The sequence below is a fragment of the Streptomyces sp. NPDC091272 genome (assembly GCF_044757485.1).
GTDB lineage: Bacteria > Actinomycetota > Actinomycetes > Streptomycetales > Streptomycetaceae > Streptomyces.
Genome location: NZ_JBIVVC010000009.1, coordinates 153,516 through 174,712, shown reverse-complemented (window position 1 = coordinate 174,712; position 21,197 = coordinate 153,516). Strand labels below are relative to the sequence as shown.

Here is a 21,197-nt window from a genome sequence, read left to right as displayed (position 1 = left end):
GTGCCGGGGGCGCGTCCGGGTGCGCACCCGGGCGCCGGACCGTGGATCGCGGTCAGGCGCGGGTGCCCCGGGCGTTGACGAGCGTGCCGATCTTCTCACCCTTGACCGCGCGGGCGATATTGCCCTCGGCCAGCAGCTCGAAGACCAGGATCGGCAGATCGTTGTCGCGGCAGAGCGTGACGGCGGTGGCGTCCGCGACCTTGAGGTCCCGGGAGATCACCTCGTGGTACTCCAGCGCGTCGAACTTGACCGCCGCGGGGTTCTTCCTGGGGTCGGAGTCGTAGACCCCGTCGACCCCGTTCTTGCCCATGAGCAGGACTTCCGCGTCGATCTCCAGGGCGCGCTGGGCGGCCGTGGTGTCGGTGGAGAAGTACGGCATTCCCATGCCGGCGCCGAAGATCACGACGCGGCCCTTCTCCAGGTGGCGCACGGCGCGCAGCGGGATGTAGGGCTCCGCGACCTGTCCCATGGTGATGGCGGTCTGGACGCGCGAGTCGATGCCTTCCTTCTCCAGGAAGTCCTGGAGGGCGAGGCAGTTCATGACCGTACCGAGCATGCCCATGTAGTCCGAGCGGGCCCGGTCCATGCCGCGCTGCTGGAGTTCGGCGCCGCGGAAGAAGTTGCCGCCGCCGATGACGACCGCGATCTCCGCGCCGTCCCGTACGACCGCGGCGATCTCACGGGCCATGGCGTGTACGACGTCGGGATCGACGCCCAGCGCACCGCCGCCGGCGAATGCCTCGCCGGAGAGCTTCAGCATGAAGCGCCCGGTCTTCTTGCCGATGTCCTGAGTCGCCTGAAGCGCCTGATTCATGGGAATTCTCCTCGTGCACATACGAAGAAGGCCATTGCCGGTGGATCCTTGCGGTTCCCGCTGCGGCAATGGCCTCCTCGTCAGATCTGCGGCCGGCCGGCGCGTACGCCGGCGGCTGCATCAGACCCTAGCCGGGTCTGGCGATGTTCGCGTTACGTCGACGGAGTCGGACGTCACGACTCAGATGCCGACCTTGATGCGCGAGAAGCGCTTCAGGACGACACCGGCCTCGTCCAGAACCTTCTGGACGGACTTCTTGTTGTCCAGCGCGTACGGCTGGCCAAGAAGGGTGGCCTCCTTGAAGAAGCCGTTGACGCGACCCTCGACGATCTTCGGGAGGGCGGCCTCGGGCTTGCCCTCGGCGCGCGTGGTCTCCTCGGCGACGCGGCGCTCGGCCTCGACGACCTCGGCCGGGACGTCGCCCTTGTCCAGGTACTTCGGCGCGAAGGCGGCGATGTGCTGGGCGATCCCGCGGGCCAGGTCGGCGTCGGCCTTGTCCAGCTCGACCAGGACACCGATCTGCGGGGGCAGGTCGGGCATGGTGCGGTGCATGTACGCGGTCACGTAGGCGCCGGAGAACTGGGCGAAGCGCTCCAGGACGATCTTCTCGCCCAGGTTGGCGTTGGCCTCGTCGACGAACGCCTGGACCGTCTTGCCGGACTCGATCTCCGAGCCGAGCAGTGCGGCGAGGTCGGCCGGGCTGGTGGCGGCGACGTGCGCGGCGAGCTGGTTGGCGACGGTCTGGAACTTCTCGCCCTTGGCGACGAAGTCCGTCTCGCACTTGAGCTCGACGATGACACCGGAGGTGTTGTCGTCGGCGATCAGGGAGACGACGGCGCCGTTCTCGGCGGAGCGGCCCTCGCGCTTGGCGACGCCCTTCTGGCCCTTGATGCGCAGGGCCTCGACGGCCTTGTCGACGCTGCCGTCGGCCTCGTCGAGGGCCTTCTTGCAGTCCATCATGCCGGCGCCGGTGAGCTCGCGGAGCTTCTTGACGTCAGCGGCGGTGTAGTTCGCCATGAGTCTGTGAATCTCTTCTCGAAAGTCGAAGGTCGTGATCGACGTGATCTGCGCGAGCTCGTGACCTGCGCGATCGCCGTGAACCACGTGATCTACGGGTGAACGGCGGGGGCGGGGCGCCTGGTGGCGCACCCTCCCCCGCCGTCAGTCAGCCGTTGAGGGCTGGGTCAGGCCTGCTCGGCCTCGGCGGCAGCGGCCGGAGCCTCGACAGCCTCGGCGTCCGCGACCTTCTCGGTCTCGGCGGAGGTCTGCACCTCGGCGGCCGGGGCAGCCTCGGCGTCGGCGTCGGCGGCCGGAGCCTCGGTGGCGGCGTCAGCGTCGGCGGCCGGGGCCTCGTCAGCCTTCTTGTCGCCCTCGAGCAGGTCGCGCTCCCACTCGGCGAGCGGCTCGCCGGCGGCCTTCTCGCCCGGCTTGGAGTCGCCGGTCGCGGCACCGGAGCGGGCGATGAGGCCCTCGGCGACGGCGTCGGCGATCACGCGGGTGAGCAGGGTGACGGAACGGATCGCGTCGTCGTTGCCCGGGATCTTGTAGTCGACCTCGTCGGGGTCGCAGTTGGTGTCGAGGATCGCGACGACCGGGATGCGGAGCTTGCGCGCCTCACCGACGGCGATGTGCTCCTTCTTGGTGTCGACGATCCAGACGGCGCTGGGAACCTTCGACATCTCGCGGATACCGCCGAGGGTCTTCTCCAGCTTGGCCTTCTCGCGCGAGAGAACCAGGAGCTCCTTCTTGGTGAGGCCCGACGCGGCCACGTCCTCGAAGTCGATGAGCTCCAGCTCCTTCAGGCGCTGGAGGCGCTTGTAGACGGTGGAGAAGTTGGTCAGCATGCCGCCGAGCCAGCGCTGGTTGACGTAGGGCATGCCCACGCGCGTCGCCTGCTCGGCGATCGCTTCCTGCGCCTGCTTCTTGGTGCCGACGAACATGATGGAGCCGCCGTGGGCGACGGTCTCCTTGACGAACTCGTAGGCGCGGTCGATGTACGACAGCGACTGGAGCAGGTCGATGATGTAGATGCCGTTGCGCTCCGTGAAGATGAAACGCTTCATCTTCGGGTTCCAACGACGGGTCTGGTGACCGAAGTGGACGCCGCTTTCCAGCAGCTCCCGCATCGTGACGACGGCCATGGCCGTACTCCTTGAGGTACTCGGTTATCGCTCCCGCCGGACGGCGGTCGCGCCTGACGTCCCACGCGCCGTGCCCATGGGGGGTCGGAAAACCCCTGAGGACCGAGTTGCGCTGCCACTGACCACAGAGAGGGTGATGGCGGGACGTGCGAAGTCGACCCGGTGACCCGGATCGCCACAAGAAGTGTACGGGACCCGCACAGTGCCGGGTGACGGCGTTGTCCACAACCGCTCGGCCGTCCACAGAAACGGACCATGATCCCCGCAACGGCGCCCGGTACCGGACTGTTTCGGCATGTACCGACCTGTGATCACGGCGTTGTTCACGCTGCTCGTCGCCCTGTCCCCGAGGCTCGCGCCCACGGCTCTGGCCGAGGCGGGCCACGACCGCGCCTGGCCGGTGGGCGAGCGTCCCGCTGTCGTAAGGGGCTGGGAGCCGCCGCCTTCGAAGTACGCCGCCGGGCACCGCGGTGTGGACCTGGCGGCCCGCCCCGGTGACGAGGTCCGGGCCGCCGCGGCCGGCCGGATCTCCTTCGCGGGCCGGGTGGCGGGCCGCGGAGTACTCTCGATCACGCTGCCCGCGAGCGGGGACCCGCCGCTGCGCACCACGTACGAACCGGTGCGCCCGGTGGTCGCGGAGGGCGACGAGGTGAAGGCCGGCCAGCTGGTGGGAGTGCTGGAGCCGGGGGCCGGCCACTGCCTGCCGGAGAGCTGTCTGCACTGGGGGCTGGTGCGCGGTGACGAGTACCTCGACCCGCTGTCACTGCTGCCACCGGAACTGCTGCGGAGCAAGGCGCTGCCCCGGCTGCTGCCGGTCTGGGGCGTCCCGGCACCAGAACCAGCCCCTCCAGCCCCTGCGCCACGACCGGTCCCGGCACCGGCGCCGCCCCCGAAGGTCGCGGCCCTCGCACCGGACGCCCTGCACGGACTGGCACTGTCGGTGGCGGCGGTACTGGCTTACCGGATACGGGGGCGTCGGGGCCGGGGCTGCGGCAGCGGCGGACCGAAGAGTGCGGGGGTGCGCCGGATGCGGGGCCGGGGCGTGGAGCCGGGCCGTGGCCCCCAGGTCAGCCCCGGACGCCGCGCAGGGCCATCGAGACGGCCGCCTCGGTGATGAGTCCTGGCTCCTCGGCGGCGCCGCCCAGCTCCAGCCGCCGTACGGCCGCGTCCACCACGCCCTGCAGCATCATGGCGGCCAGCCGGGGCTGCTCGTGGCCCAGCTCGCGCAGTGCGTCGCCGATCATCGTGACGAGCCCGCCGTGCGCGGCGCGGATCTTCTCGCGGGCACCGGCGTCCAGCTCGCTCGCGGAGATGGCGACCACCGCCCGGTGGCGCCGGTCGCCGACCAGCGTCAGCTGCTGCCGTACGTACGCCTCCACCTTGCCCTCCGCCGTGTCGGCCGCCGCCATCGCGGACTCGACCTCGGCGGCCCAGACGGGGAAGTCGACGGCGCACAGCTCCTCGACGACCGCGCCTCTGGAGCGGAAGTACTCGTACACCGAGGAGCGGGCCAGGCCCGTGCGCTCGGCGAGGGCGGGGAAGGTCAGCGCCTCCGTACCGCCCTCGGACAGGAGGGAGCGGGCAGCGTCCAGAAGGGCGCTGCGCTGCATCGTCCGGTGCTCGGCCACGGAGGCCGCTCGAATCCTTGGCACGGCTCCACTCTACGGATGCGGGCCCGGGATGACGACGGGTACACCCGGCAGGGACGATTCAGCGCCCCTCGCCCGGTCCGCCGGGTCACCGGCCGACGTCCGCCAGTTTGGCCCTGAGCTGCAGGACCGACTTGGTGTGGATCTGGCTGACCCGGCTCTCCGTGACCCCGAGCACATTGCCGATCTCGGCCAGGGTGAGGCCCTCGTAGTAGTAGAGGGTGATCACGGTCTTCTCCCGGTCGGGGAGGGTGTTGATGGAGCGGGCGAGCAGCCGGCGCAGCTCGCGGTCCTCGGCGACCTCGACCGGGTTGTCGGCGCTGGTGTCCTCCAGCGTCTCCATCAGGCTCAGCCGGTCACCACCCTCGCCGCCCGCGTGCAGCAGCTCTTCGAGCGCGACCACGTTGGCGAGCGACAACTGGCTGAAGACGGCGTGCAGTTCCTCGACCGCGATACCCATCTCGGAGGCGACCTCGCCCTCGGACGGGGTGCGGCGCAGCTTCGCCTCCAGGGTCGCGTACGCGCGCTCGACGGCTTTCGCCTTCTGCCGCACCGAGCGTGGAATCCAGTCCAGGGCGCGCAGTTCGTCGATCATCGCGCCGCGGATGCGGGTGATGGCGTACGTCTCGAACTTGATGGAGCGCTCGATGTCGAACTTCTCGATGGCGTCGATCAGCCCGAACACCCCGGAAGACACGAAGTCGGCCTGCTCGACGTTGGACGGCAGCCCCACGCTGACCCGGCCCGCGACGTACTTGACCAGGGGCGAGTAGTGCAGGATCAGCTGCTCCCGCAGCCGCTCGTCGCCCGTGGTCTTGTACGACCGCCACAACTCGTCCACGGACGAGGGCGCCGGGGGCCGTACGGCACCGCGGGCAGCCGGGGGCGCTGCCGCGCGGTCAGACCCGGAGGTGTGCTGGGGCATGCGTTGCCTTGAGCCGTTCTGCTGTGATGTGTGGATGTGTGGGGGAGTTGAGCCGTGGGTGAGCGGGGAGACCTACTGCCGTGAACGTGCGGGGAATTGTGGCCGTGGACGGGTGGGGGGCCTGGTGCTGCGCCGGGCGCCCTGCCCGGAGCCGGCGAGAACCGTTGAACCGTGATCGATCCCCGCGCGGGCGAAATCCTTGCGAGCGTAGCGTGACTGGTGCGTCGCGGTGCGCGAGGAACAGGAGACCGGATCACCCGGTTGACACCCCCGCGCCACAGCCCGGCACCGGCCCGGCAGGCGAACGCGGCCCACTCCCCCGCCCCCCGCTGCACGATTCCCAAGGTCATCGTCTTTACCTTTTCACTCGGACACCCCTGGTCAAGCACCGCCTCGCCGGGCGGACGTCCCGCGTACGGCGCTTGACGCCAACTGCCAGGCATCGCCGTGACGTTCGACGAACCCGAGTGAGTGCAGTTCGTACAGCCTGGCGAGTGCCTCGTCCCCGGAGGTCCCCGCATCGCGTGCGACGCTCCGCGCGTCGACCGTCGCCCTGGCCGGCAGCGCCTCCAGCACCCGCGCGGTGACGGGGTCGAGGAGGTCTCTGGGGAGCACGGGGCCGCGCCTGGCCGGGGCGAGGTCACCGATCTCGCCGACCAGTTCGACGATTTCCGCGGCGTCCGTCACCAGCACTCCCTCTCCGCGCAACAGTTCGTGAACCCCGGCGGAGAGCCCGCTGGTGACCGGCCCCGGCACGCCCATCGTGAAGCGGCCCATGCGCTGGGCGCTGCGGGCGGTGACGAGTGAACCGCTGCGGTACTCGGCCTCGACGACCACGGTGCCTCTCGTGAGGGCGGCGATGACCCGGTTGCGCAATACGAACCGGCTCGGCGTGGGATGGCCGCCCGGCGGTAACTCCCCCACCAGGAGACCCTGTTCGGCAATGCGTCCGATCAACTCGGCGTGCCCTCGTGGATAGACCGTGTCGATCCCGCACGCCAGGACCGCGACGGTGGCCCCGCCCGCGGCCAGCACCCCTCGGTGCGCGGCCCCGTCGACACCGAACGCGGCTCCGGAGACCACCACCCAGCCGCGCTCCGCGAGCCCGGCGCCGAGGGTCGCCGCCATGTGTGCTCCGTACGCCGTGCAGGCTCGGGCGCCGACGACGGCGACGGACCGCAGTGCCCACATCCGCAGATTGGGCCTGCCGCGCACCCAGAGCGCGACCGGGCGCGCGTCCCCGAGGTCGTCGAGCTGGCTGGGCCACTCCTCGTCACCGGGGCAGACCAGCCGGCCCCCGACGGCCGCGGCCGCCGCGAGGTACCGCTGCGGGTCGACGGCCGCGGCCCGGTTCCGGTAGCCGTCGAGGCGCTTGGCGCTCACCCCGCTCAGGGAACCGCCCGGCGGGGCGCCCGCCCGCGCGGCTCCCTCGCCGCTCCCTCGCGACCGCCCCTGCTCCCGGCCCGGCGCGGTCTGCTCCCGTCCCGGCTCGGTCCGCTCCCGTCCCGGCCCGGTCAGCCGACGGAGCACCTCCAGCGGTCCGTACTCCCGCAGCAGACGGCCACCCGTCTCGTCGCCCGGTTCGATGATCCCGGTGAGCGCGGCCCGCGCCAGCCGTTCCGCCCCACTCACTCCCACTCCCGCTCCCACTCCCACTCCGGCTCCGGCTCCAGCTCCCACTCCCACTCCCACTCCGGCTCCGGCTCCGGCTCCGGCTCCGGCATGCGTATCCGTATCCGCCCCTGCTCCCGCCCCCATTCCTGCTCCCGTATCCGTATCCGCCCCCGCTCGTGGCCCGTCCCGTTCTCCTGCCCCTGGCCGCGCAGCCGCCCCGGTGCTCACACCGCACCTCCGGTCACCAGCGTCGACCTGTCCGCGCCCCGTTTGCGGACCGCGCCCCGGTCGATTCCGGTCCGCATCTGGAGCGCCAGTTCCAGGTCGGCCTCGTCGGGCCGGTCGTGCCCGCCCAGGTCCGCGACGGTCCAGGCCACCCGCAGCACCCGGTCGAAGCCTCGCGCGGTCAGCAGGCCCCGTTCCATGTCGCGCTCCGCCGCGGCGAGCGCCCCCGGCACGGACTGCCACCGGGTGCGCAGCTCGTGCCCCGGCACCTCGCTGTTGTTGGCCCACGGAGTCCCTTCGAGGCGCGCCGCGGCCCGCTCCCGTGCCTCGCGCACCCGGGCGGCGACCACCGAGCTGGACTCCCCCCGACCGCCCTGCCCCATCAGATCGGCGCGGGTCACCGCCTCCACCCTGACCAGCAGGTCCACCCGGTCGATCAGCGGCCCCGACAGCCTGGCCTGGTACCGGCGGACCGTCGCGGGCCCGCAGTCGCAGTTGGCCTCCTTGGAGCCGTGCCGCCCGCAGGGGCACGGGTTCGCCGCCAGCACCATCAGGAAACGGGCCGGGAGCTTCACCACCCCCGCGCTGCGCGCCACCACCACATGCCCGGATTCCAGCGGCTGCCGCAGTGAATCGAGTGCCTTCGCAGTGAATTCGGGCGCTTCGTCCATGAAGAGGATTCCGCGGTGGGCCAGCGAGACCGCCCCCGGCCGGGGCAGTCCGTTGCCACCGCCGATGAGCGACTGCATCGTCGCCGAGTGGTGGGGCGCGCAGTAGGGCGCCCGGGTGACCAGCGGTTCGCCCGGTGGCAGGATGCCCGCCACCGAGTGCACCGCCGTCACCTCCAGGGACTCCTGCCTGGTGAGCGGCGGCAGCAGTCCCGGCAGCCGCTCCGCCAGCATCGTCTTGCCCGCCCCCGGCGGGCCGAACAGCAACAGGTGGTGTCCGCCCGCCGCCGCGATCTCCAGGGCGAGCCGGGCCGCGTCCTGGCCGCCCACGTCCGCGAGGTCGGCCCCCGTGTCGCCGCTGCCCGCCGCGAGGCCGGTGCCCGCTCCCGCGCCCGGCACCGTCAGCCCGGCCAGCATGGCGTCGGGCCTGCCCTCCTCGGCCGGTTCCTCGTCGGGCACCTCCTCCCCGGCCAGCACCGCGATCAGCTGGCGCAGGCTGCGCACCCCGAGAACCGAGATGCCCGGCACCAGCGAGGCCTCCGCCGCGCACTGTTCGGGCACGACCACCTGCCGGTAGCCGGCCTCCGCGGCGGCGAGCACCGCGGGCAGGATGCCCCGCACCGGCCTGACCCGTCCGTCGAGCCCCAGCTCACCGACCATCACCAGGTCGGCGATCTCCCGCGGGTCGATCCGCTCGGCGGCGCTCAGTACGGCGACCGCCACGGCCAGGTCGAACCCCGAGCCGCTCTTGGGCACCGAAGCGGGGCTGAGCCCCACCGTCAGCTTCTTCTGCGGCCAGGCGACGCCGGAGTTCACCACCGCCGCCCGCACCCGGTCCTTGCTCTCGGTGAGGCTCTTGTCGGGCAGCCCCACCAGGGCGAAGGCGGCGACACCCGGTTCCAGATCGGCCTGGACCTCCACCACCACACCCTCGACGCCGACCAGCGCCACCGAGCACGTGCGCGCGAACCCCATCAGGCCACCCCCCGCGCGTGCTCCAGGACCGGGGCCCCGCGTCTGGGCAGGGTGACGCCCACGAGGTCGATCCTCGCGCCGCCGGGCGGCGGCCCGCCGTGCTCGTACAGCCAGAGCTCGGCCAGGGTGCGCAGCCGTTGCGCCTTGCGGGGTGTGACGGCTTCCATCGGGTGCTGGAACGGCCCCGTGCGCCGGGTCTTGACCTCACAGACGACGAGCGAGTCGCCGTCCCTGGCCACGATGTCGATCTCACCGGCCTGGCAGCGCCAGTTCCGCTCCAGCACGGACATGCCCACCTCGGCCAGCCACCGGGCGGCCAGGTCCTCGCCGTACCGGCCGAGGTTTCCGCGTGCGGTGCGCGGTGTCGGTCCACCGGTCACCTTCGTGCCGTCCGCGTTCAGGCGGTTCGCGTTCATACGGTTCGCGTTCATTCGGTCCCACCTCCGGAACCGAATGTGACGCAAACTCCGCGAACTGGTGGATCTTGGTGGACAACTCCGCCGTTGTGGAAAACCCGGCCACCCGAAGGAGGTGTTCAGCCGGCCCGAAGGAGGTGTTCAGCCGGCCCGAAGGGATGTCCCGTCACTCCGGGATGTCCCGTCACTCCACGGCGACGTTTCAGCCACCCGGAAGCTCCAGATCGCTCTTGTTGAGCTCCTCCACATTGACGTCCTTGAACGTCAGTACCCGCACCTGCTTGACGAACCTGGCGGGCCTGTACATGTCCCAGACCCACGCGTCCGCCATGGTTACTTCGAAAAACACCTCGCCCTGGACCGAGTGCACCTGCATCTCGTAGTCGTTGGTGAGGTAGAAGCGCCGTTCGGTCTCGATCACATATTTGAACAGACCGACGACATCGCGGTACTCCCGGTAGAGCTTCAGCTCCATCTCGGTCTCGTACTTCTCGAGGTCCTCGGCGCTCATGGCATGTTCCCCTTCAGCCGTGCGTCCCCCTATTGTGCGCCAGCCCCGTTCGCCCCTATGCGATTTCCGGGGCCAGGACGATCGGCGTACTCGGAGGACCCTCGTCGAGCAGCGTGCGCAGCAGCTCGGCGAGCCTGGTCGGGTACACCGTCTCACGCGTCGCGAGAAGGGCGGCGGAGGACCACCACCGCAGACCCGCGGTGCTGCGCCGTTCCAGCTCCGTCAAAGCGGCCGGGGCCGTCTCGGTCTGTTGCGTACGCGCCGAAAAGAACCATTCCTCCTGGTCCCAGCGGCGCCCGTCGAACGGGAAGGAACAGATCCGCCGCCAGAGCACGGGGCCGAGTTCCAGGTCCGTGATCCCGGTCTCCTCCGCGACCTCGCGCAGCGCCGCCTCGGCCAGGGTCTCGTCACCCTCTACACCACCGCCGGGGGTGAACCACCACTTGCGGGCGGGGTCCTCGGGTTCGAAGCCGTGCATCAGCAGGACGCGGTCCTCGGGATCGAACAGGACGACCCTCGCCACCTTCCGCAACGGCCTGCCCGCCGGGTCACGCAGACCCTCGTCCCCCAGACCCCCGTCACCCGGGCCCGTACCGCCCGCCCCCGGGCCACCCGCACCCGCCGTCCCTGTGCTCACGCGCGTACCTTCCGTCGTCCGGTCATCGTGCTCACGCGCGTACCTTCCGTCGTCCGGTCATCCTGGCCAGCGGTCCGTACGCCGCCCCGCCGAAGATCAGCACCACGCCCGCCACGACGGCGGTCACCACCAGCCGTACCGGTCCCGGCTGCGAGACGCCCCCGGGCAGGGACGCGAAGGACGTCGGCCGCTCCAGCACCCCGCCGACCGGCCAGGCCACCGCGTCCACCCGGGCGTCGACCCTGGACACCGGGACCGTGCCGTGGCTGGAGTCCCCGAGGTGCTTGCGGGAGTCCACCGACGTGCGTCGCTCGTCCCCCAGGAGGAACAGTTCGCCCTGCGGGACCGCCGCGCTGAACTGCTCCGACCCGGCCCCGTCCCGGGAGTGCAGGTACGGCTCCTCCAGGGGCTGTCCGTTCACCGTCAGCCGGCTCTCCCGGTCGCAGCAGACGACCTTGTCGCCGCCGACGCCGACCACCCGCTTCACCATCGGCATGGCGCCCCACACCTCGTCGGTGAAGACCACCACGTCCCCGCGCCGCACCTCGTCGCCGGATATCCGCTGCGCCAGCACCCGGTCCCCGGCGTTGATCGACGGGGTCATCGAGTCGGACGGCACCGTGTACGGCTTGTACACCAACGCTCCCCAGGCGAACCCGCCGAGGAAGAGCACACAGCCGACGGCCACGGCCAGCCCGGACAACACATTGCCGAGCCGGCCGCGGCCGTCTTCCGTACGTCCTGCTTCGCCCATCCCAGCGCTCCCCTGCATTCGGAGACCAATGATCCGGGACGGCACCCTACCCGTCGGTACGCCCGTGAGTCAGCCTCCTGCGGCGCCAGAGCACCAGCGGCACCGCACCCGCCAGGCCGAGCGCACCCGGAGCGGCCGACGCGGCAGCGGCCGTGGCGCTCGCCAGGCCGGGCTGGTCGAAGGTGTCCGGCACGGGAAGCGTCGCCCAGCGGTTGATCGGCCAGGCCACCACAACGGCCCGCCCCACCACCTGGTCGTTGTTGACGAAGCCCTTGGTGGGGAGGTTCTGGTGGTAGCGGGAGTCCTCGGAGTTCTGGCGGTTGTCGCCCATCACCCAGATCTTGCCGTCCGGCACCTTGAGCGGGCCGAAGGGCTGGTCGTCGCAGGGGGTGCCCTGCGGCGCGATGTACGACTTGTCGTCCAGCGCCTTGCCGTTGACGTTGACCGAGCCGCCGGTCTTGCACTCCACGGTGTCGCCGCCGACCGCGATGACCCGCTTGATCAGGTCCTTGTCCTCGGCGGACGGCATCAGGCCGATGAAGCTCAGGAAGTTCTGTACGACGTTGGGCTCCGCGACGGGGGTGTTGAGCCAGTTGCCCGGGTCGTGGAAGACCACGACCTCGCCGCGCTCGGGCTCCGCGCCGAACCACGGGGTCAGCTTGTCGACCAGGACGCGGTCGCCCTTCTGGAGGGTGTCCTGCATCGACTCGGAGGGGATCGAGAAGGCCTGCACCAGGAAGGTCTTGATCAGCAGCGCCAGGAGGAGGGCGATGCCGATCAGCAGCGGCAGTTCCTTCCAGAAGGAACGCTGCTTCCTCGGTGCGCCGCGCCGGTCGTCCGCGTCGCTGTCGTCGTGCGCGCCGCTGTCCTGCGGTCCGCTGTCCGTGTCGCTCAACTCTTCACCGCTCCGCTGCTCCACCGCCGGGCCCGGGGTCACGGGCGAGGATGCATCGGCGCGCCGTCCCGGGTCGGGCTTTTCCTCAGGTCCGTCGTGTCCGGACCGGGCACCGACCGCCACATCCCCCACGTCCACTCCTTACTCTCCGTGCCACCGCCCGCGCCCGAGAAGGCGCAGACCCACCACTCCCATAACGAGCGGGAGTTCCCCTTGGCTCGGGAGTAGGACCTCACGATCCTGGGACGCCACCCTATTCGACGGTCGCGGGGCCGCCGCCGCCCCGGCGGACGGATCGGGGACGCGGGCGAAGGTCTCGGGCACCTCCAGCTTCCGCCAGTGTCCGATCGGCCAGGCGATGACGACAGCACGGCCAAGTACGTCGTCCTCCGAGACCGTTCCCTGGTACTTCTCGTCCAAGTGGTAACGGGAATCGGCCGAGTTCGACCGGTGGTCGCCGAGGACGAACACCCGGCCCGCCGGAACCTTTACCTCAAAAGGAATCTTGGAGGGGCGGTCGCCCGGAAATACATAGGGTTCACTGAGCGGTACGCCGTTGACGGTGACCTGACCATTGCGGTCGCAGCACCTCACCGTGTCGCCGCCGACCGCGACCACCCGCTTGATCAGGTCCTGCTCGTCGGCGGACGGCAGCAGACCGATCCAGGTCAGCCCGACCTTGATCTGCCTGACCACCACCGGGTCCGGCTTCTCCTGGCCGGCGTCCTTCTCCAGCCAGCCGCCCGGGTCCTTGAAGACGACGACCTCGCCGCGCTCGGGACGCGAACCGAACCACGGGGTCAGCTTGTCCACCAGCACCCGGTCGCCGATCCGGATCGTCTGTTCCATCGAGCCGGACGGGATCACGAAGGCCTGCACCAGGAACGTCTTCAGTACGAGCGCGATCAGCAGCGCCACGACTATGAGGACGGGGATCTCCTTCACGGCCGACCTGCGCCGCCTCCGCCTGACCTTGCGGGCGAGCTTGCGCCGCTCGGCCCGCCCAGGACCGGCCCTGCCGTCACCGGCGGCAGGCCCGACGGGCCTGCTCCCCGTGGGCAGCGGTACGTCCTGCGCCGCCCGGTCCCGGCCGCGGCTACCCATGGGGCCCGGCCGGCGCGGGAACCGTGCCGAAGGCGCCCGAGCGCTCCAGCGAGCCCCATCTGCCGACGGGCCAGCCGAGCCAGTCCGCGCGGCCGATCACCCGGTCCACCGGCACCATGCCACCGCCGGGACTGCCCAGGTGGTCCCGTGAGTCGCTGGAGCGGGAGCGGTGGTCGCCCATCATCCACAGCGTCCCGTCCGGTACGACGATGTCGAAGGGCACCCGGGACGCGCTGTCGCCCGGGAACAGATAGGGCTCGTCGACGGACCGCCCGTTCACCTGGATCCTCCCCCGCTTGTCGCAGCAGACCACGCGATCGCCGCCCACCCCCACCACGCGCTTCACGAAGTCGGTCTCGGCCGGCTCGGCGAGACCGAGGGCGGCCCCCGCCCAACGCAGCGCGCCCGACACGGGATCGGCCGCGGGCTCCTCCCGTACGAACGAACCCGTGCCGTCGAAGACCACCACGTCACCGCGGTGCGGCGCGGCCCCGAAACGGTACGCCAGCTTGTTCACCAGGACCCGGTCACCGACCTGGAGGGTGGGCCGCATCGAGGTGCTGGGGATCAGGAAGGGCTGCAGTACGAAGCCGCTGAACAGCAGCAGGAAACCGAGGCAGGCCACCACCAGGAGAACCGGCCGCCGCAAGGAGAACCGGCCGCCGTGCTCCGGCCGCCGCCAGTAGAGCCGGCCGTCGTGCCCCGGCCGCCGCCAGGAGAACCGGCCCTCGCGCCCCGGCCGATGCCGGGAGAACCGGCCGCCGCGCCCGGACAGGGTCTCGTCGGCCGGCGGCTCGTCCCCCGACGATTCCCCCGCCAAACACGCGGAGCGCGACCGCTCGCCTTCCCCGCTGACGGGGTCGGCCGGGCGGTCGCGCTCCGGGTGCTGTGCTGTTTCGGTGTCCATCGGATCCGAGCCTATCCGGCCGGTCCTGGACGCCGGAGGCGCGATCAGCTGTCGCGCTTCTCCTTGATCTTCGCCTTCTTGCCGCGCAGCTCGCGCAGGTAGTACAGCTTCGCGCGACGCACGTCACCGCGGGTGATGACCTCGATCTTCTCGAAGATCGGGGAGTTCACCGGGAAGGTGCGCTCGACGCCGACGGAGAAGGAGACCTTGCGGACCGTGAAGGTCTCGCGGACGCCCGCGCCCTGGCGGCGGATGACGACACCCTTGAACTGCTGCACACGGGAGCGGTTACCTTCGATGACGCGCACGTGGACGTTCACGGTGTCACCGGGGCGGAAGGCCGGGACGTCGCTGCGGATGGACGCAGCGTCGACGGAGTCGAGCAGGTGAGACATGTGTGTCTGCTTTCCTCACTGATGCCACAGGTCATCAGCGGTATGTCGAAGATGAAAGGGATGCTGATCACGTCGGACGGGCGTCGTTCCCCCTGTGGCAGGGGCGCACGCGGACGGACAACAGCTGCTTATTCTTCCACGGCCTCGGGGTCACGCCCAAATCGGCCGTCCGGGCCGGGCCGCCACCCCAGGATGGAGAGCATCTCGCGGTCCTTCTTGTCGAAGGCCGCGGGGTCCGCGCGCTCGATCAGGTCCGGCCGGTGCGCGGTGGTCCTGCGGAACGCCTCGTCCCGCCGCCAGCGTGCGATCTTCCCGTGGTGCCCGCTCAGCAGCACGTCGGGGATGGTCCGGCCGCGCCACTCGGGCGGCTTCGTGTAGACCGGCCCCTCCAGGAGGTCGGCCATCGCACCGGGGGCGAACGAGTCGTCCTGGTGGGACTCCGCGTTGCCGAGGACGCCGGGCAGCAGCCGGGCGACCGCCTCCGTGATGACGAGCACCGCCGCCTCGCCGCCGGCCAGCACGTAGTCGCCGATGGAGACCTCGTACACCGGCATCCGGGTCGCGTACTCGTCCGTCACGCGGCGGTCGATGCCCTCGTACCGCGCAGGTGCGAAGACCAGCCAGGGGCGCCGGGAGAGCTCGACGGCGAGCTCCTGTGTGAAGGGCCGGCCGCTGGGGGTGGGCACGACCATGACGGGGCCGTGCGCTCCCGCCTCGTACCCGTCGGCGAGCGCCTGGTCGACGCAGGCGCCCCACGGGTCGGGCTTCATGACCATGCCGGGACCACCCCCGTACGGGGTGTCGTCGACGGTGTTGTGCCGGTCGTACGTCCACCGGCGCAGGTCGTGCACCCGCACGTCCAGGACCCCACGGGCGCGGGCCTTGCCGACGAGCGAGACGTTCAGCGGCTCCAGGTACTCGGGAAAGATCGTGACGACGTCGAGCCGCATCAGTCCTGGTCCTTCGCCTCGTCGTCGCGCGTCGAGGCCACGACCGCCTGGCTGTCGTCGATCAGACCGGGCGGCGGGTCGATGACCGCGCGCTGCTCGGTGAGGTCGACGGAGGTGACGATCTCCTCCACGAACGGAATCATCACCTCGCTCCCGTCCGGGCGCTCCACGATGAACAGGTCCTGCGAGGGCAGGTGCGTGATCTCCGTGATCCGGCCGATCTCCGTGCCGTCCGCGAGCACCACGTCGAGGTCGACGAGCTGGTGGTCGTAGAACTCCTCGGGGTCCTCGGGGCGCTCCTCGGGGTCGACGTCCGAGATCAGGAGGGTGTTGCGCAGTGCCTCGGCCCCGGTGCGGTCCTTGACCCCCGCGAAGCGCAGCAGCAGCCGGCCGCTGTGCACCCGGCCGGTCTCCACGGTCAGCGGGCCGATGCCCGCGGGGTCCGTGGTCAGTACGGCGCCGGGCCCGAGCCGCAGCTCCGGCTCGTCCGTGCGCACCTCGACGGTGACCTCGCCCTTGATCCCGTGGGCGCGGCCGATCCGCGCGACTACCAGCTGCACTCTCGTTCTCTCCTGTTCGATCCGGTGACGCTCTTGCAGGTACGGATGCCGGTTGCCGGTGGTCCGTAGGCAAGCGTACGGAAACGACAACGGGCCGGGGCGGGCCTCAGCCCTCCCCGGCCCCTGCCGGTAATGCTCTACTGCCTGATGCTCAGCCGGCCTGGTCCACGTCGACGAGGTCGACGCGGATGCCACGGCCGCCGATGGCTCCCACGACGGTACGCAGGGCACGGGCGGTACGGCCGTTACGGCCGATCACCTTGCCGAGGTCGTCGGGGTGCACCCGGACCTCAAGGACACGTCCGCGACGCAGGGTGCGCGAGGCGACCTGCACGTCGTCGGGGTTGTCCACGATGCCCTTCACGAGGTGCTCAAGAGCCTCCTCGAGCATGATCAGGCCTCGGTCGACTCAGCGGCGGCGTCGGCCGGGGCCTCGTCCGCCTTCTTGTCGGCCTTCTTCGCCTTCGGGGTGATGGCCTCGCCCTTGGCGTCGCCACCCTCGAGAGCCTTCGCGAAGGCGTCGAAGGAAGCGCGCTTGTCTTCCTTCGCCGCCGGCTGCAGCAGCGGCGCGGGGGCCTCAAGGCCCTTGTGCGCCTGCCAGTCGCCGGTGAGCTTCAGGATGGCGAGGACGGCGTCGGTCGGCTGGGCGCCGACGGAAAGCCAGTACTGCGCACGCTCGGCGTTGACCTCGATGCGCGAGGGGTTCTGCACCGGGTGGTACAGACCGATCTCTTCGAGGGCACGACCGTCGCGACGCACGCGGGCGTCGGCGACGACGATGCGGTAGTGAGGCGAACGGATCTTGCCAAGGCGCTTCAGCTTGATCTTGAGCACTGGAGTGTTCTCTCCTGGAATTGACGTGGTTGGGCACCACGGGATGTCGCGTGGGGTTGCGGTACTCGGAGTGCCCGATGGACGCGTCAGCCGGAGGAGAGAGGGGTCCTGTGCGGCTGTCGAGTACAGCTGTCCATTGTGCCACACACCTGCGACGCGCCGGTCCGCGGGCCAAGGGGCTCGCTCGGCCTAGCTAACGGCGGCCACCACGTCGGGGATACGGAACGGCTTGCCGCAGCCGCCGCACACGATCGGGGCCTGCGCCAGCACCGACGGCACGACGCGGACGTTGCGCCCGCAGTCGCAGACGGCCTTGACCCGCACGCCTCCTCCGGACGAGCCGTGCCGGGCGGCGGGACCGCGGAAGGACCGCTTGGTGTCCGCCGCCGTGGCGACCGTGTGCGCCTTGAGCGCGCGGGACAGCCGCTCGATGGTGGGGCGGTAGCGGCGCTTCGCCTCGGGGTTGAGGGCGACCAGGGAGAACCCGCTGCTGGGATGCGGCTCCTCGGGGTGGTCCAGGCCCAACTCCTCGGCGATCGCCAGGAAACGGCGGTTGTGGTAGCGACCGGCGCGTGAGGTGTCACGGACGCCGCGGGCTGCGGCGATGCCGTGGACTGCCTCGTGCAGCAGTCGTTCGAAGGAGAGGGCCGCGCCGCAGGCGGACGAGGACTCTCCGATCAGGGACTCGGGCGCGGCAAGATCGGGCAGCTCGGGGTGGTACCGCTGGATGTCGGCCCACGCCTGCGCCAGCTCTGCGGCGAGGACAGGTGGTGTCGTGCTCACGACGTGACAACGAGCCGGAGGGCCCCCGTGTTCCTATTCCGGGGCATCCCAAATAATTTGCACGTACCAGTCAGTTCCCACTGATGTCTCGCGCCGAGGAAGGGTGCGCCGATCTGCGGAGGACCCGCGCAGCTCGCGCCAACCCGGTACGTATCCCCGGGTACGCCCCCGGGTGGACCCGAACCACCAGCCAGGAGGTGAGGGCCGAGCTTCCGTGGCACGGGCGCCGGGCCACGGCCCCCGCCCCGGTTCCCCCGAACGGACCAGTGCGGGAACCGACGCCACCCGCCCCGTCGGACGGACCGCGCACCGGCCGGGGCGCCTCGGACAGACGCCGTACGGCCGTCCGCCCGTGGCGGAGCGCACCAGGGGCGGGTGTCGGGGGCGCACGCACGGAACACGCAAGCATTGCCCTTCGCCCACTGGACGCGCGGACGGATGCGGAGTTCCCTGACATACGGGGGGATGTGCCGACGCGCACAGCACGGGGGTTGCCACACAGTTGCCACACAAGGGCAGGACCGACCTCTTGGCGGATTGGGGCGCTTTCGATGACACCAACGCTCGTCCAGCACCACCCGAACACGACCTCGCCGACTGCGGACACGCGTGCGGTCACCCGCGCGCGTGACTGGGCCGAGATCCAGGAACGGATGCTGGTTCCGCTCTACGAGGCGGTCTACGAGCGGCTTGAGGTAGGCCCTGCCACCCGGCTGCTCGGCCTCGACTGCGGCGCGGGCCTGGCCCTGCTCGTCGCGGCCGCCAGGGGCGCCTCGGCCTGCGGCGTGGACCCCGACCCCGCGCGGGTCGCTCTCGCCCGCGAACGGCTGCTCGACGCTGACGCGACCACGGACGTGACGGACGCGGTGGCCTGCGGCGGCCCGTCGCAGCTGGCCGGCCGGGCACCGTACAACCTGGTGACCGCCTTCGAGCCGATCGGCTGTGCGGCCGGCGACAGCGACGGCCTCACCCCCGCGCTCGACGACGCCGTGCGCCTGGTGGGCCGCGGCAGCGCGGTAGTGCTGACGGGCTGGGGGCCGCCGGAGCGCTGCGCCACGTCGGCGGTGCTGCGGGTGGCCTCGCGGCTGACCGACGCCCCGCGCACCTCCGGGGGCTGGCGGCCCGCGCTGCGGGACGACCTGGAGGACGTGGCGGCTCGGGCCGGACTCAAGCCGGACGGCTCGGGTCGGGTCGCCTGCCCCTTCGGGTACGGCGACACGGACAGCGCGGTACGCGGGCTGATGTCCACCGGCCTCTTCGACGCGGCGGTACGGGCGACGGACCCGGCGCAGGTGAAGAAGGAGCTGGTGGAGGCATTGCACCCGCATCTGCGGGCGGACGGGACGGTGTGGATGCCGAACGTGTTCCGCTACCTCGTCGCCCGTAAGCCGTAACCCGCCCGGCGCTCTCGGCGAGGGAGCGGTTCGGCGGCGAGTCCCGGGGCCCCGGGGGCCTCGCGTGGCGTCACGCGTCCGGCTTCGCCAGGCGCGTGATGCCCGCGGCGCGGTAGGCGTCCGCCTCACCCAGGGTCTCGTTCTCCAGCAGCGCCTGGGACAGGGCGTCCAGCCTGGGCCGGTTCTCCTCCAGGAGGCGCAGCGCGTCCGCGTAGCACTCGTCGACGATGCGGCGCATCTCGCTGTCGACTGCGTCGAGCGTCGCGGGCGCGGCGGACAGACCGTACGCCTGCTGCGCATCGGACGGGATGGCGGTGAGACGGCCGACCCGCTCGCTCATCCCCCAGCGGCCGACCATCCCCCTGGCCAGGTTGGTGACCTGTTCCAGGTCGTTCTCGGCACCCGTGGTAATCACGTCGAAGACCACCTGCTCGGCAGCCATGCCGCCGAGCGCGCCGATGATTCTGCCGCGCAGGTACTCCTCGGTGTACGCGTACTTGTCGGAGTCCGGCGTGGAGAGGGTGACGCCCAGCGCCCGGCCGCGCGGCACGATCGTGATCTTGCGTACCGGGTCGGCGCCCGGCTGGAGCATCCCGAGCAGGGCGTGCCCGCTCTCGTGGTAGGCGGTCCTGCGCCGCTCCTCGTCGGGCATGACCAGGGGGCGTTCGGCGCCGAGCTGAACCTTCTCCAGGGCGTCGGAGAGGTCGCGCCCGGTGACCGCGTCCTGCTTCCGCTTGACGGCGAGGAGGGCTGCCTCGTTGGCGAGGTTGGCGAGGTCCGCGCCGGTCATCCCCGGGGTGGTACGGGCCACCTGGGCCAGGTCCACGTCGTCGGCGAGCGGGATCGACCGGGTGTGGATCCGCAGGATGGCCTCGCGGCCGCCCCGGTCGGGCGGGCTGACGGTGACGACGCGGTCGAAGCGGCCCGGCCGGGTGAGGGCGGGGTCGAGGACGTCGGCGCGGTTGGTGGCGGCGATGACGACGACGCCCTCGGAGCCGGAGAAGCCGTCCATCTCGGTGAGGATCTGGTTCAGCGTCTGCTCGCGCTCGTCGTGTCCGCCCATGCCCGAGCCGCCGCCGCGGGCCCGGCCGATGGTGTCGATCTCGTCGATGAAGATGATCGCGGGGGCCACCTTGCGGGCCTCCGCGAAGAGTTCACGTACCCGCCCCGCTCCCACGCCCACGATCATCTCGATGAACTCAGAGGCGGAGGCGGAGAAGAACGGCACCCCGGCCTCACCGGCGACGGCCCGCGCGAGCAGGGTCTTGCCGGTGCCGGGAGGTCCTGCGAGCAGCACACCGCCAGGCATCCGGGCGCCCAGCCTCCGGTAGGCCTCCGGGTTCTTGAGGAAGTCGACGACCTCCGCCAGCTCGCCCTCTACCTCGTCGATGCCCGCGACGTCCTCGAAGGTGGTCCGCTTACCTGCGGTCACCTCGACCGGCTTCGGCGGTGCCTTGCGGCCCAGGCCGCCCATCCCGCCGCCCGCGCCGCCGCTCATCCGCCGCGCGATGACCACCCACAGGGCGACGAGCAGCAGCATCGGCGCCAGGGAGATCAGCAGGTTGGAGAGGAAACTGCGTTCCTCGACGACCGGCTTCGCGGTGACGGTCACGCCGTCCTTGGTCAGCTCGTCCCACAGCTTGTCGTCGGCGAAGGCGGGGCGCTGGGTGACGAACTTGGTGTACTTCGCGTCCTTCGTCCCCGAGTCGGGAACGGGCTGCTCCTTCTTGAGCTCGCCCTGGATCGCGTCGCCCTTGGAGTAGATCTTGGAGACGTTGTCCGAGGTGACCTGCTTGCTGAACTCGGTGTACGCGATCGTGGGCTCGTCGCCCTCGTTGAAGAGGCCCAGGACGAGATTGGCGAGCAGGAACACGGTCAGAGCGGTCAGCGCGAGCCGTCCCCAGCCGCCGGGCATCTTCTTCTTCTCCGGCGGCGGTGGCGGCGCACCCTCCGAACGCCACGGCTGGTCAGGGGTCTGGCGCGGCGGCACAGGGTTGCTCATATCGGGACGTTACGACACAAAAACGCCGTGGGCACTCTCGAAGG

Annotated in this window: 23 protein-coding genes; 2 read left to right on the top strand and 21 right to left on the bottom strand. The window is 71.1% G+C overall.

All coding sequences use genetic code 11. The annotated features are described in order from the left end of the window. Positions 1-52 precede the first annotated feature (52 nt). The 3 genes from pyrH to rpsB form a co-directional block, all read right to left on the bottom strand. Entirely contained in the window at positions 53-814 is a 762-nt protein-coding gene (gene pyrH, locus ACIQM4_RS24595) for a UMP kinase (protein ID WP_401595401.1), read from the bottom strand. A gap of 180 nt (positions 815-994) precedes the next feature. Then, entirely contained in the window at positions 995-1,831 is an 837-nt protein-coding gene (tsf, locus tag ACIQM4_RS24590; RefSeq protein WP_401595399.1) for a translation elongation factor Ts, read from the bottom strand. A gap of 167 nt (positions 1,832-1,998) precedes the next feature. After that, the gene (gene rpsB, locus ACIQM4_RS24585) at positions 1,999-2,955 is read right to left on the bottom strand and encodes a 30S ribosomal protein S2 (RefSeq protein ID WP_401595396.1); all 957 of its coding nucleotides are present in this window, start codon (positions 2,953-2,955) and stop codon (positions 1,999-2,001) included. A 295-nt stretch (positions 2,956-3,250) separates the two neighbouring features. On the opposite strand from rpsB, the gene ACIQM4_RS24580 reads away from it, so the two are divergent. Beyond that, entirely contained in the window at positions 3,251-4,069 is an 819-nt protein-coding gene (locus tag ACIQM4_RS24580) for a peptidoglycan DD-metalloendopeptidase family protein (RefSeq protein ID WP_401595393.1), read from the top strand. Here the strand turns inward: ACIQM4_RS24580 and ACIQM4_RS24575 are convergent. The 17 genes from ACIQM4_RS24575 to ACIQM4_RS24495 form a co-directional block, all read right to left on the bottom strand. Further along, positions 4,023-4,583 carry a TetR/AcrR family transcriptional regulator gene (locus tag ACIQM4_RS24575; RefSeq protein WP_401595677.1) on the bottom strand — a complete coding sequence of 187 codons (561 nt, stop codon included), beginning with the start codon at positions 4,581-4,583 and terminating at the stop codon, positions 4,023-4,025. The genes ACIQM4_RS24580 and ACIQM4_RS24575 overlap by 47 nt on opposite strands. 109 nt (positions 4,584-4,692) lie before the next feature. After that, on the bottom strand, positions 4,693-5,529 hold the full coding sequence (gene whiG, locus ACIQM4_RS24570; protein WP_401595391.1) for an RNA polymerase sigma factor WhiG: 837 nt from the start codon (positions 5,527-5,529) through the stop codon (positions 4,693-4,695). Between the two features lie 381 nt (positions 5,530-5,910). Beyond that, positions 5,911-7,161, bottom strand: a complete 1,251-nt coding sequence (dprA, locus tag ACIQM4_RS24565) for a DNA-processing protein DprA (RefSeq protein WP_401595389.1) — start codon at positions 7,159-7,161, stop codon at positions 5,911-5,913. Between the two features lie 206 nt (positions 7,162-7,367). Beyond that, on the bottom strand, positions 7,368-9,011 hold the full coding sequence (locus tag ACIQM4_RS24560) for a YifB family Mg chelatase-like AAA ATPase (protein ID WP_401595386.1): 1,644 nt from the start codon (positions 9,009-9,011) through the stop codon (positions 7,368-7,370). Then, a complete protein-coding gene (locus tag ACIQM4_RS24555; protein ID WP_401595384.1) occupies positions 9,011-9,442 on the bottom strand; it encodes a YraN family protein in 432 nt (143 codons plus the stop codon). Before ACIQM4_RS24555 ends, ACIQM4_RS24560 begins: the two co-directional genes overlap by 1 nt. 187 nt (positions 9,443-9,629) lie before the next feature. Next, a complete protein-coding gene (locus ACIQM4_RS24550) occupies positions 9,630-9,938 on the bottom strand; it encodes a DUF2469 domain-containing protein (RefSeq protein WP_189825850.1) in 309 nt (102 codons plus the stop codon). A gap of 55 nt (positions 9,939-9,993) precedes the next feature. After that, the gene (locus tag ACIQM4_RS24545; RefSeq protein ID WP_401595675.1) at positions 9,994-10,494 is read right to left on the bottom strand and encodes an NUDIX hydrolase; all 501 of its coding nucleotides are present in this window, start codon (positions 10,492-10,494) and stop codon (positions 9,994-9,996) included. 112 nt (positions 10,495-10,606) lie between these two features. Beyond that, positions 10,607-11,329 (bottom strand): signal peptidase I, encoded by a 723-nt coding sequence (lepB, locus tag ACIQM4_RS24540; RefSeq protein WP_401595380.1) that lies wholly within the window; start codon positions 11,327-11,329, stop codon positions 10,607-10,609. A 46-nt stretch (positions 11,330-11,375) separates the two neighbouring features. After that, entirely contained in the window at positions 11,376-12,347 is a 972-nt protein-coding gene (gene lepB / locus ACIQM4_RS24535; RefSeq protein WP_401595672.1) for a signal peptidase I, read from the bottom strand. A gap of 18 nt (positions 12,348-12,365) precedes the next feature. Next, positions 12,366-13,328 carry a signal peptidase I gene (gene lepB, locus ACIQM4_RS24530; protein ID WP_401595377.1) on the bottom strand — a complete coding sequence of 321 codons (963 nt, stop codon included), beginning with the start codon at positions 13,326-13,328 and terminating at the stop codon, positions 12,366-12,368. Next, positions 13,321-14,235, bottom strand: coding sequence for a signal peptidase I (gene lepB, locus ACIQM4_RS24525; protein WP_401595374.1), 915 nt, complete (start codon positions 14,233-14,235; stop codon positions 13,321-13,323). The genes lepB (ACIQM4_RS24530) and lepB (ACIQM4_RS24525) overlap by 8 nt, the downstream gene beginning before the upstream one ends. 44 nt (positions 14,236-14,279) lie before the next feature. Continuing rightward, complete coding sequence (gene rplS / locus ACIQM4_RS24520) at positions 14,280-14,630, bottom strand: 50S ribosomal protein L19 (RefSeq protein WP_401595372.1); 351 nt, start codon at positions 14,628-14,630, stop codon at positions 14,280-14,282. 128 nt (positions 14,631-14,758) lie between these two features. Next, entirely contained in the window at positions 14,759-15,580 is an 822-nt protein-coding gene (gene trmD, locus ACIQM4_RS24515) for a tRNA (guanosine(37)-N1)-methyltransferase TrmD (RefSeq protein ID WP_401595369.1), read from the bottom strand. Then, positions 15,580-16,140, bottom strand: coding sequence for a ribosome maturation factor RimM (rimM, locus tag ACIQM4_RS24510; RefSeq protein WP_401595366.1), 561 nt, complete (start codon positions 16,138-16,140; stop codon positions 15,580-15,582). Before rimM ends, trmD begins: the two co-directional genes overlap by 1 nt. Before the next feature lie 151 nt (positions 16,141-16,291). Then, entirely contained in the window at positions 16,292-16,531 is a 240-nt protein-coding gene (locus ACIQM4_RS24505; protein ID WP_401595363.1) for an RNA-binding protein, read from the bottom strand. A 2-nt stretch (positions 16,532-16,533) separates the two neighbouring features. Beyond that, complete coding sequence (gene rpsP / locus ACIQM4_RS24500; RefSeq protein ID WP_401595360.1) at positions 16,534-16,974, bottom strand: 30S ribosomal protein S16; 441 nt, start codon at positions 16,972-16,974, stop codon at positions 16,534-16,536. Between the two features lie 189 nt (positions 16,975-17,163). Continuing rightward, complete coding sequence (locus ACIQM4_RS24495) at positions 17,164-17,757, bottom strand: hypothetical protein (RefSeq protein ID WP_401595358.1); 594 nt, start codon at positions 17,755-17,757, stop codon at positions 17,164-17,166. A gap of 551 nt (positions 17,758-18,308) precedes the next feature. On the opposite strand from ACIQM4_RS24495, the gene ACIQM4_RS24490 reads away from it, so the two are divergent. After that, positions 18,309-19,151: an SAM-dependent methyltransferase gene (locus ACIQM4_RS24490; protein WP_401595355.1), complete on the top strand. Its 843-nt coding sequence runs from the start codon at positions 18,309-18,311 to the stop codon at positions 19,149-19,151. A gap of 70 nt (positions 19,152-19,221) precedes the next feature. Here ACIQM4_RS24490 and ftsH read toward each other — a convergent pair whose 3' ends face one another. Beyond that, positions 19,222-21,153 (bottom strand): ATP-dependent zinc metalloprotease FtsH, encoded by a 1,932-nt coding sequence (gene ftsH / locus ACIQM4_RS24485; protein ID WP_401595353.1) that lies wholly within the window; start codon positions 21,151-21,153, stop codon positions 19,222-19,224. Positions 21,154-21,197 lie beyond the last annotated feature (44 nt).